Annotated in this window: 18 protein-coding genes and 1 pseudogene; all 19 read right to left on the bottom strand. The window is 38.3% G+C overall.

Translation table 11 applies throughout. The annotated features are described in order from the left end of the window. Positions 1-147 (bottom strand): IS66 family insertion sequence element accessory protein TnpA (gene tnpA / locus G608_RS24630; protein WP_442852236.1); only part of this gene is annotated, 147 nt, incomplete at its 3' end. Between the two features lie 493 nt (positions 148-640). Beyond that, entirely contained in the window at positions 641-757 is a 117-nt protein-coding gene (locus tag G608_RS24625) for a TipAS antibiotic-recognition domain-containing protein (RefSeq protein ID WP_442852235.1), read from the bottom strand. An 89-nt stretch (positions 758-846) separates the two neighbouring features. Continuing rightward, positions 847-1,488, bottom strand: a complete 642-nt coding sequence (locus G608_RS21755; protein ID WP_196810238.1) for a DUF2268 domain-containing protein — start codon at positions 1,486-1,488, stop codon at positions 847-849. Positions 1,489-1,618: 130 nt separating this feature from the next. Further along, positions 1,619-1,900: a hypothetical protein gene (locus G608_RS0117505; protein WP_026497079.1), complete on the bottom strand. Its 282-nt coding sequence runs from the start codon at positions 1,898-1,900 to the stop codon at positions 1,619-1,621. Positions 1,901-1,902: 2 nt separating this feature from the next. Continuing rightward, positions 1,903-2,535 carry a DMT family transporter gene (locus G608_RS0117500; RefSeq protein ID WP_026497078.1) on the bottom strand — a complete coding sequence of 211 codons (633 nt, stop codon included), beginning with the start codon at positions 2,533-2,535 and terminating at the stop codon, positions 1,903-1,905. Further along, positions 2,535-2,804: a GNAT family N-acetyltransferase gene (locus tag G608_RS23040; protein ID WP_196810237.1), complete on the bottom strand. Its 270-nt coding sequence runs from the start codon at positions 2,802-2,804 to the stop codon at positions 2,535-2,537. The genes G608_RS0117500 and G608_RS23040 overlap by 1 nt, the downstream gene beginning before the upstream one ends. Then, positions 2,785-3,198, bottom strand: a complete 414-nt coding sequence (locus tag G608_RS0117490) for an acyl-CoA thioesterase (RefSeq protein WP_026497077.1) — start codon at positions 3,196-3,198, stop codon at positions 2,785-2,787. Before G608_RS0117490 ends, G608_RS23040 begins: the two co-directional genes overlap by 20 nt. A gap of 151 nt (positions 3,199-3,349) precedes the next feature. Next, positions 3,350-4,297, bottom strand: a complete 948-nt coding sequence (locus tag G608_RS0117485) for an alpha/beta fold hydrolase (RefSeq protein ID WP_026497076.1) — start codon at positions 4,295-4,297, stop codon at positions 3,350-3,352. A 399-nt stretch (positions 4,298-4,696) separates the two neighbouring features. Then, positions 4,697-5,128 (bottom strand): GNAT family N-acetyltransferase, encoded by a 432-nt coding sequence (locus G608_RS0117480; RefSeq protein WP_026497075.1) that lies wholly within the window; start codon positions 5,126-5,128, stop codon positions 4,697-4,699. Continuing rightward, on the bottom strand, positions 5,073-5,468 hold the full coding sequence (locus G608_RS21745) for a GNAT family N-acetyltransferase (protein WP_081677494.1): 396 nt from the start codon (positions 5,466-5,468) through the stop codon (positions 5,073-5,075). Before G608_RS21745 ends, G608_RS0117480 begins: the two co-directional genes overlap by 56 nt. Positions 5,469-5,486: 18 nt before the next feature. Further along, a complete protein-coding gene (locus tag G608_RS0117470; RefSeq protein ID WP_026497074.1) occupies positions 5,487-5,936 on the bottom strand; it encodes a GNAT family N-acetyltransferase in 450 nt (149 codons plus the stop codon). A 4-nt stretch (positions 5,937-5,940) separates the two neighbouring features. Then, positions 5,941-6,381 carry a GNAT family N-acetyltransferase gene (locus tag G608_RS0117465; protein ID WP_196810236.1) on the bottom strand — a complete coding sequence of 147 codons (441 nt, stop codon included), beginning with the start codon at positions 6,379-6,381 and terminating at the stop codon, positions 5,941-5,943. Positions 6,382-6,431: 50 nt separating this feature from the next. Next, entirely contained in the window at positions 6,432-6,968 is a 537-nt protein-coding gene (locus G608_RS22690; protein ID WP_026497072.1) for a GNAT family N-acetyltransferase, read from the bottom strand. 1 nt (position 6,969) lies between these two features. Further along, positions 6,970-7,551 (bottom strand): dTDP-4-dehydrorhamnose 3,5-epimerase family protein, encoded by a 582-nt coding sequence (locus tag G608_RS21735; RefSeq protein WP_051209487.1) that lies wholly within the window; start codon positions 7,549-7,551, stop codon positions 6,970-6,972. Beyond that, the gene (locus G608_RS21730; RefSeq protein ID WP_035796120.1) at positions 7,548-8,132 is read right to left on the bottom strand and encodes a TetR/AcrR family transcriptional regulator; all 585 of its coding nucleotides are present in this window, start codon (positions 8,130-8,132) and stop codon (positions 7,548-7,550) included. The genes G608_RS21735 and G608_RS21730 overlap by 4 nt, the downstream gene beginning before the upstream one ends. Before the next feature lie 157 nt (positions 8,133-8,289). Beyond that, a pseudogene (locus G608_RS21725) lies at positions 8,290-8,541 on the bottom strand (MGMT family protein); the annotation flags it as partial. Positions 8,542-8,576: 35 nt separating this feature from the next. Next, on the bottom strand, positions 8,577-9,266 hold the full coding sequence (locus tag G608_RS0117440) for a hypothetical protein (RefSeq protein WP_026497070.1): 690 nt from the start codon (positions 9,264-9,266) through the stop codon (positions 8,577-8,579). A gap of 5 nt (positions 9,267-9,271) precedes the next feature. Further along, entirely contained in the window at positions 9,272-9,529 is a 258-nt protein-coding gene (locus G608_RS21720; RefSeq protein ID WP_079484333.1) for a helix-turn-helix transcriptional regulator, read from the bottom strand. Further along, entirely contained in the window at positions 9,501-9,980 is a 480-nt protein-coding gene (locus G608_RS0117430) for a hypothetical protein (protein WP_026652444.1), read from the bottom strand. The genes G608_RS21720 and G608_RS0117430 overlap by 29 nt, the downstream gene beginning before the upstream one ends. Positions 9,981-10,301 lie beyond the last annotated feature (321 nt).

Below are 10,301 nucleotides of genomic sequence, written 5' to 3'. Positions count from 1 at the left end.
AGGTATGTTACATGCTTTTTGACGAAGTCGTTTAATGACCTTGTACAGTGTAGAAGGATGTATGCCATGCATTATGCACCAGTCTTTATCGGACATTCCGCTGCTACGGCATTCCTTCAGGAAGTTGAACCATTCTTCATCACTCATTAGTGGTTTCGGCATTGTCTTTTCTCCTCCATGGCGATAGCGATTCGTTTACTATACTATGTTAGGCGGGATGGAGAGCCGTTTGCTCTACTATAACGAAATAGAATCACAAAGCAACGGTTGCACAAGTCACAGCCAGGTTCATCCTGCCTAAGACTATTTTAGGGCAAAAATATAACCCCGTAACTACGGGGCTACAATGAGCGCTTACTAAAGAAACGCTTGGTAACATGCATGACACGATTCGTATCATCCGTATAAACAAGCCTATCACACAATACAAAAAAGGCCGTCATCTACACAGATAACGACCCAAATTTCACTTAATTATCTTACGATTTTTTGAATCAACTGAGTTTTTTGACAGGAACCAGCTCCATATAGCCTCGCTCGCCCCTGGGCTCTAATTGGATACGAGGGTTAGTGTCATCCCATTCATATCCAATATTCTTTAACTGACAACTCAAAAATTCAGCAGTTCCTTCACCACCCATCATATTGATATTATTGGTAAAATCGCCCCACCATCATACATCTTGCCAAGTCCAAAAAGCATTTCATTAGAACACTTATAAAAATGATCATTAATAAAACTCTGTAGCTTTTTCATTTCCAAAATTCCTTTACTTCATTCAAAATCTCAGTCGCCGGAATTATCGTTGCCTTTTCTATAGGAACCCCTGTCTTTTCTAAATAGTACTATATCAAATAATAGCCTGTAGCATATCCTGCACAATACGGAAGCCCAACTTCCGGGAAATGCTGAATCCTAGCCATTTCATCGCCGTAAAGATATGATGTGATATTGTCAAAACCAGTTACTTCGAGACCATCGTAGATAATTTCTTTTATAAGGGGCATTAGCTCCATGTCTGTCTTGGTGACCCATGGTCCAAGAAGTTCTTCACCAAAGACTGTTGTGGCGAAGTTCTCTGCTAATCCTTCACTCACAATCATCTCACCAAGATTTACATCATTAGTCCACTTAATGTACTGGTATCTGATATTATGATTAGTCTCATGTGTAAGGGCAGCTGGAAGTCTTTTGATTGTCTCTTTTGAAGGAACGAGCCATCCCATAATATATCCAGGGATTCCTCCGTCACCACAATATCCTTCATTCATGATTGTATAAGCATTCTGGGGATTTGCCAGAAGAATTGTGAAAAGATATTCTTGCACCTTTAGCTCTATTCCCTGATTTTCAAATCTGGTAAGAGCTTCTTCTATGGCCCTATTGCAAGACTCCCACATCTCCTGATTTTCCAATTGCTCTATCTGCTCTGCAATGTCGCTGTCCACATCAGATGGCGCCATTATTCCTAATCTATTGTTAGCCATAATGATGTCATATCCACCTGGAAACTTTGGTTTCATGGGGATATGATAACATTCCCATTTCCCTTGGAAGGGCAACATCATATCAAGAATCATGTAAGGACCGGTCACTTTTGCCACGGACAGTTTCCCATTATCTATGGACGTAAAGCCTTGTAGGCTCTGGCTCTCCGTCTCCCTGTGCCATGCAGAAGAACTCCCATCCATATTCTGTTTCCCCAGCAATATACGCATCAATGCATTCCTGATATGCTTCAGTTGGTACTCCCCATTTTTCATGAAACCAATTTGCTGCTTCTTCCCTTAATTCCTGCTTTTCTCTCAAATTAACATAAATATATTCGCTCATATCTTTTCTTCTTTCAAACTTGAATTTGCCAGCTCTTTTATAATCCATTTTCAATACCGATTTCATTTTCAGTCTCCCTCAGATCCTTGCAATGTCATATGCCACCTTATAACAGCCACTCCTATTATTACCACATATCCGATAATGCTTAACAGCGTTGGAATCTCGTGAAGGAACAGGATTCCCCATAAAGCTGCAAAGATTACCTGTAAATAATCAAATACCGAAAGTTTCTTGGCCGGAGCATATTTATACGCGGTGGTTATTGAAAACTGACCTACAGCGGCAGAGAGCCCGGCAGCGATAAGCGTGAGCAACTGCATGTTGGACATTGGTTTATAATTCGTGATCATAAAAGGCAATGTCAGCATACACGAAAACAGAGAAAAACATATAACAATGACAGGTGTTGCGGCGCCCTTACCGGTTGCTTTTCTGACGAAAGCATATGCCGTGCCTGCCCCAAAACCACCGTATAGTCCGATCAAAGCCGGCACGAGTTCCATATTACCCGGAGTAGGTCTTATGATAAGAAGCGCACCCATAAATGCGATGATGAGAGCAAAGGCATTTCTGAAAAAAGCCTTTTGCATTGTCGGAAGGTCTCCTGCAAGCTTTATGAAAAAGCTCATAAATGAAAACCCGATCGTCGCAAATATAATAAAGAATATGCCCTTCATCTGATCATTAGTTTTGTCCATCACATCATCCTTAATATATGCGCATTCATTTTGAATCCATATTTCTCATAAAACTTTATTGCATTATTCCCGTCTGCAACCTTTATTTCTATTTGATCCACACCACGTTGTTTGAATTGGTCCATTGCCCAATTCATAAGCATATCTCCGTACCCTTTGCCACGGCATTCCTTAAGTACGATCAGGTAGTCTATTTTTCCCCGGCCTTCGCAAACGGATCTATGACATACACGGATATAGGCCTGTTTTTCAGTGCATTTTAATGACAAGGTTTGAAAGAGTATCAAATAACTCGGGATACTCCTTTTTCATTCTTACCGGTTTACCTTCCGAATCTAGAAATGCATGTGATGATGTGCCATTGCAGACGACATTGCCTTCCTTATCTCTCATTTCATAAGCAAGATGAAGCTTAACACCCTTAAACTCCTTTACGGAAACGCTTATGGATACCTGATCCGAAAAAGTCGTCGTCTTCTTATAATCACAGGTCACGTTAAGAACCGGAGAGATAATTCCCATGTCTTCAAGTCTGGCATAATTCCATCCAATTTGCGAAAGAAAATCTACTCTCGCCTCTTCCATCCACCTGATGTAGTTGGAATGATGTGTGATTCCCATCTTATCCGTTTCGTAGTATTGCACCGTATGAATATAATCCATATCAACACCTCACATTATCCGTCTTAATTATTATTTTAAGTCATCTATTAGTTGCTTTAATCGCACCTAAGCAATGTATCCTTACTACGCGGTTACTGTCTGTATCTGACATTTTCTGTAACTGCGTAATGTATGGCATGACAAACTCCGATCAATCGTTTTCCTTTATGACCAACAACTTATTCGCACCTTTTTGATCTTGTAATGCCTTCATTATTACTTCAAAATCAGTCAAATGAATATAATGTCCACTATTATCTGCTCTTAACAAGATCGATTTTTCTGAAAAAGTAAGGTATTCCTGCATCAAAGACTGCCACAGCTCTTCAACTTTTTCTGCAAATTCTTTTGTGGTTTGTCCAAATTCCATTATTTCTTTTATTTCAAATTCACTTCCATGGGTTATAAGTACGATAGGAATCTGCGGAAAGTTCCCTCTTTCTTTTAATTGACAGATCTCCTTTTCCTCATGTGCCAGGCGATATTCCTCTAAGGCGGCATCATGAAGTTCTACCTTTGTTAATTCATCTAAAATGTATTTCTTTGCTTCCGGTGTAAATTGATCATAGTAATAAAATGGTGGTGCTTTTTTCATAATGAGTTTAATTACAAATCCCAAATGCCAAGAAGCCATTCTCCGCATGATTACAAAGTTTTCTGATTTATTAAACCCACTCTTTTTCTGCTCATCAGTTGTAGTAAATACTGTTTTATATGTATTGTCATTTGCAGATAAAGGATCTACAAACACTATGCCACGAATCATATTGGGATACAATCTGGCAAATTGCTGCGCATACAGACCACCCTGTGAATGTGCCAAAATAATAATCTTACTTTTACAGGGTAGTTCCATTAACAAAGTATGTAATTCTTCGGCAATATTTTTCGGCGAGCGCGCCTTGATAATATTTCTTCCGCGCTCATACAAAAGAACGGTAAATTGTTCTGAAAGATGCTCTGCAATGTGCCACCACTCACCGGCAACTGCGCCAAGCCCCATTTCAATAACCAGATCAATATCTCCCTCGCCAAATATGCAATAGGATATATTCTGACTCTCTATCATTTTGCTATCCAGAGATAAAGGCTTTTTCATTTAGAATCTCCTTTATTATTATTTTCCCAGCAATCTACTCATCCCAGGATTTTCTTATACCACACGCTCCTTTTCACTTAACTCTTTGGAACATCCTAGAACAAAAATATCACAAAACAAAAAACAGGTCTTATCTTACACTGATAAAGACCTGTATTTCACTTAATTATCTTCCGAAATTCCTTCCCAACTTCCAGAATATAGATAAAAGGAAAACCCAGATTTTCAATTTTATATAATCATCTCTTTGAGAACTTTCTCACTGTCCTAAATGCCTTGTTTTGGGCATTTACAGGATAAGTTGCTGTTTACCTGCTGCGTATGGTAGAAAGCTCAGGGCTACTGTGTACAACTGGTGGCAACTTGAATCACAAAAACTCCCCCTAGACAAACTGGTACTTACGCATAATACATACAAATAGTTCCTTGTGACAGTTTAAAACCATTATTTTCATAGAATTTGGAAGCAGGTGCATATTCACTGGTGTAAAGGACAACCCCGGCATATCCTGCTTCCTTACTATAATCTAATAGCGTCTTCAGTAATTGCCTACCAATACCTTGGCCCTGTCTTTCAGGTAAAACTGCCATTTCGTTAATATATATTTCTTTTTTACTTCCTGATATCTTACATAATGCAAATATACATCCAATTACCACGCCATCTTCTTCATACACATATCCTACAAATTTTTTCTGCTCGTAATAATCCAATAAGTATTCCTTTGCATTATCAGGGTTCCAATCAATCCCCCAATATTCTATAGGAAACGCCTTAGCATATATCACTCCACACTGTTGCAAATCTTCCTCTTTCATTTTTCTTATCATAAAAATCACCTCGTGTGCCAACACCTTGGCCTCTGTATTCAGAAGATGCCTGCATCATATCAAGAATCATGTAAGGACCGTTTAGCTTCTTTAATAGCCCAATAAAGCCAACAACTGTATCATTTTCTAATGCGATGTATGTAATATAATCATCACTGCTTATTTGCTTTGCCACAGAACGCTTTTGGCTTAAGTCCCAATCTTCGGTATATTTGCATTCTACTAATGCATATTCTCCGTCTATTCTTCGATATACTTTATTTACATTCTGTTTTCTGTTATATGAATCTAATGATTCTAAACAGAAATTTGTCTCTGATAATAATTCGATTTTTATCAAATGATAATTCCCCTTTCATCACTCACATTTCTTAATATAATAAATGAATTCATTATCCCGACTCACTTCCACATATCCCAGCTTGGTATAAAAGGCGTTTGTTCTGACATTCCAAATGGGCGTATCTAATACAAATTCCTTTACATCTGAAAACATTGTCTCAATTTCCTGCATCATGTAGACACCATAGCCTTTGCGATAATGCTCCGGGCTTACAAAGATCCTTCCGATGTTTAACTTGTCTTTTTCCAAAAATAGAATCGCACCGCCAACAATTAGTCCATTGTCCGTTAGCTTATACAAGTGATTTGTTCTGGCCATCTTTGTGTGATAAGAAACAGACATATATCCAGGTGGCCCACCAGCTGAAGGTGCTCCAACCTGAACATCGCTATCAAAGGCTCTTTTAGATATTCCATTAAGTGTCAAAGAATCCGAAGTGCTTGCTTTTACAAATTGTAGGCTCATATCTTTACCCTCTTCTTTTCATCATCAGATAGCAGTTAATCCCATTTTTATAAAAATCAGTTAGTTCTCCAACACACTTATATCCCAGATTTTCATATAATTTCTTTGCTCTCGGGTTAAAATCATCTACAGTCAAAAAGTATTTTGCTGAAGGAGAATCAGAAGCATTATCTTCAAAATACTTCATCAGCTGTCTACCGATACCATAACTCCTGTATTCTTCCTTTACTGCAACAATATGAAGATAAGGGCAGCTTCCAAAAACGCCATTTGTCATGTAGTAAATAAATCCTAAACATTTCTCATTTTCATCCAGTGCTACATATACGTTTTTTTGTCCCACTGCATATGTAAGCATATTAGTTGCCTTTTCATGATCGCTAAAATAAGCCTTTCCCAAATCAGATTTTTGCAAAATATCTATGCAGCTATCAATATTTTTCATATCTGCAAGTTGAATATGAATATCCATTTTTCTCTTACGCTCTTCACACATTATTTGATACTTCCGTTTCTTTTTGCCAAATAAAATCGATATAGTACTTCGTTCGCATCGTTGAGATCTTTGTACATTTTTTTCTCTGTAAATGAAAAGCCTACACTTTCTATCGTTTTCCAAGATGGGACATTATCCTCACGTATAGTGGCAATTATCTCATTTTCATCATAATGCTCGAAGAAATAAGAAATATACGCCTTTGTTGCTTCTGAAGCGTATCCATTATTTCGAAAATCTGCTCCGATAAAATAAGTAATGCCCACTTTCTGCAAATCCTCATAATATGAACATCCGACAGATCCGATAGTCGAGCCTGTTCTTTTATCTTCAATCACATAAGCAAGATAAGATTTTCGAGGATTGTCCTCTCGCGCCAGATTTTGCGCTTCTATAATCCAGTCATCCATCCAGGAACTAGAATCTTTGTCAAAGCCTATATCATTAAGGCTCCCATCAGAAGCCATATGAATGAACGTCTCTCCGTCCGTCAGTGCTATATCTCTGATTATCAATCTATCAGTTTCTATTAACATATCACTCTCCTACAACTCCCCTTTCTGAAACAAAAGGAGCGCTTAAATCATAATCCGAGATTTCGGAAATGGGTACGGGCAGTTTAAGACCGATTTTGGAATCCATGTAATTAATATGTTTTGAATAAGCATCGTTGCCACTTCTGTCCACAGCATAAAGCTGTATCGTATCATTTTTCAATGAAATAAAAGCATGCCCAAAACCTGCAGGAATCAGTACTGCCAGTGCATTTTCTTCTGACAGTTCAAATGACTCCCATTGAAGATAGGTTGATGAGTCTTTTCTCAAATCAATAACGTAATCCATACCTTTGCCTTTTATGACTGTCACAAACTTCGTCATTGGGCTACTCTCTTCTCTGTAGTGAATTCCAAAAAAAGTTCCTTCTTTGGGCATGCTATAGATTCTTGTCTCCCGAGCATTGAAACAGGCAGTGTTTTCATCAAAAACATATTCCAGAGATCCACGGTTATCAACACGCGAATGGAGCCTATATATTTTTACTTTTCCAAATATTTCTTTTATCATCCTATCCCTCACCAACTCTGCATCAGCCACCTCAGCATTTCTGAACTCAATCATTTTTTATTACCCCTCCTATTTCTATACCCATCCATCCCGGATATCATCACATTCAGTGATATCTCAAAGCTCTCTTCCAATGATATTGGATTTCCAAAAGAATTATGAATCTGAAGCATAATAAAACCTTCAAGGAAAGATCTGTATGTTCGAAGCAAGTGATTAGCGATCTCACGATCTATCCCTAAGCCATCTGTCTGCTTGAAGAAAAAAGAATATAATCCTTCTGTGGCAGAAAGCAGCGCATCATCTGAGTATTTGTTATACCAGAGCATAGCTTCAAATACGCCAGGATTCTCTATTGCAAACTTATAGAATTTTTTTCCGTACTCAAATAGATTTGCTTTTTCATCTGAAGAATCAATTCCTCTGACAACGTCTTCCGATACAGTTTGCCAACCATATATCATAAGACTTCTGTGCATATCTTCTATGGTCTTCATGTGGTTGTACAATGACGGCTTCCTGATTCCTAAATATTCTGACAGTGTAGTAACCGACAAGTACGATAGACCTTTTTCATTGGCTAGTTCTGCTGCTTTTTTCACAATTTCTTCTTTCGATAATCCTGTTCTTGGCATAACATCTCCCAATCAAAAATAACTAACATTGTTAGTTAATATTATACTAACAATGTTAGTTATTTCAAGTATAAAGTGCAATATAAATTATCTTGTCAACCGGAAGTTGTCGAGCTCTTTCTCTTATAAAAGAGCCCCGCAAAGGTCAGGGGCTTTATTATTTATTGCGCCATTGATATTTATGTAAATCAACAACTCCATCTTTGACTTCGACGCCTTCAGAGAGCAGGATTTCTCCCTGCTTCCAGGCTCCGCCAAATGCATAGTTGCCGACAAGTTCGCCTTTTGAGTTTACTACACGATGACAGGGAATTGTGCTGGGGTCAGGGTTTTTGTGAAGAGCATTTCCTACAGCTCTTGCCATCTTTCTATCCCCGGCTTCTTCTGCAACCTGCGCATAAGTTGCAACTTTTCATGAAATAATTCTAACACATTCAAATAGAATTACTCATAATTCACTGTTATTTTTCCCAACGTTATTTTATCCAGAACCTTATCATTAGTCTTTACTGTATGTTCCGGTAGAATCTTTTCTTGATAATACACGCCGTCCCAGTTTAGAAGCTTTTCTGGCTCTTCGGAATATCCTGTTAAATCACAGGTATTTACAAGAAATTTGGCATATTTTACTGCAAGAGCATGTTTTATCCGCATATTAGTGAGGATGCTTTCATCCAACCCTGTTCTTGCAAGCTGATTCCCGGTCATGCTGCTTAAGATCATCTTTGCTTCGACCATTGCTTGTTTTTCTTCCGCGCTACTTAATACAACTCCTTCAGAAAGAGCTCTTTTATAATAAATCTCATCTGATATACAAGTGTTAACTGCCACCTTCTTGGCGTAATCACAGACAAACTGAGAATCCATGCCGGCTGAAAAGTGGGTATTCCACCAGTGCTTTGGATTCTCCGGATCATACAAAAGAGCCTGGTTCTGCACAAACTCTTCTACTTCATATATGTAATATCCAAATTCTCTTAAGGTAATCTCGGTATCATCAACTGTGATCAAAGGCTCATCAAGATGGTCTTCATAAACGAATCTGCTCAGTATTCTCCCGCAAATAGCAGCAACTATCAGGATGACGTTTGCAATTAAAATTATTTTGATAGCTCTTTTATCTGATCTCTTCATAATCACTATCCATCCTGTGTAAACAGCTCTTGGAATTCCTTTCTTCCGGGAACCCACGCCTTTTCATAAATGTGAGTGAAATGATTTTTTACCGTCTGCTCAGAAATTCCGAGCATATAAGCAATTCTATGATTTGAAAACCCCGACACTTTAAGGTATCCGAGTTCAAGCTCTCTTTTCGTAAATCCGAATTTACGAGCTATATTAAGATACTGCTCCTTTGTAATTCCGGGATCATTCATCTTCCATGTCCATCTCTTCATTCATCTTACGCTCGGCATTTAACTTAAGCGGCAGAAGAAAAAACTCGATTATTACTGCATAAAAACCTGAAAGGAAGCAGACAGCAAGGCTTGGTCCAAACGTTTCTGGCTCAGATAAATGTCCCATAAGAATTATTGCTGAAGTTATGATGGCAAAAAGAGCTCCAAATACAGTAAGCTTCTGGGCAGCGCCTACGGCTTCTATAATATTTTTTAGTTCAAGAAGTCTGTAATCTTTTATCCCTACTGAGAATGAATTCAAAAAATCTTTCCACTCACCCATGATAATGAGCCCGGGAATCAGAATAAGTAAAACAAGAATCAGCGAAGGCACATCAAGAAACCATGCGACAGCAGAAAAACCAAAGCTGGTTCCGAGGGTACTGATAAGAAATACAACGATGAAAAGTACAAGCTCTCCAAATAAAACGGTACGGATATTCTTTTTCATAAGCATACTCCTTCCTATAATTTCAAGCTCAAATTTCAGTATTTATGAGCTTTTTGTTTGTTGATATACCTCTTTAACAGGAGCCAGAGGTGATGAATAGTCATATATCATATACTGAATAGCTGATTGAAGGTAGCACTAATAAAGCATCCCTTTGTTTGCTCTATAAAGGCTATTTTCCCTTTGATCAACTATGATGGTGAACCTTCCGTGTCTAAAGGGATCGTGTCCCAACTTCCTTCGTCCCACCTATTCATACACCAAGTGCCAGCAAAGCTTTCAAACAGGGTCTATGCCCTATGGAGAGAACTCCCGCCAGCT

Origin of the sequence: Butyrivibrio sp. WCD3002, assembly GCF_000424265.1 — a bacterium.
Taxonomy (GTDB): domain Bacteria; phylum Bacillota; class Clostridia; order Lachnospirales; family Lachnospiraceae; genus Butyrivibrio.
This window is presented reverse-complemented; position numbering and strand designations above follow the sequence as displayed.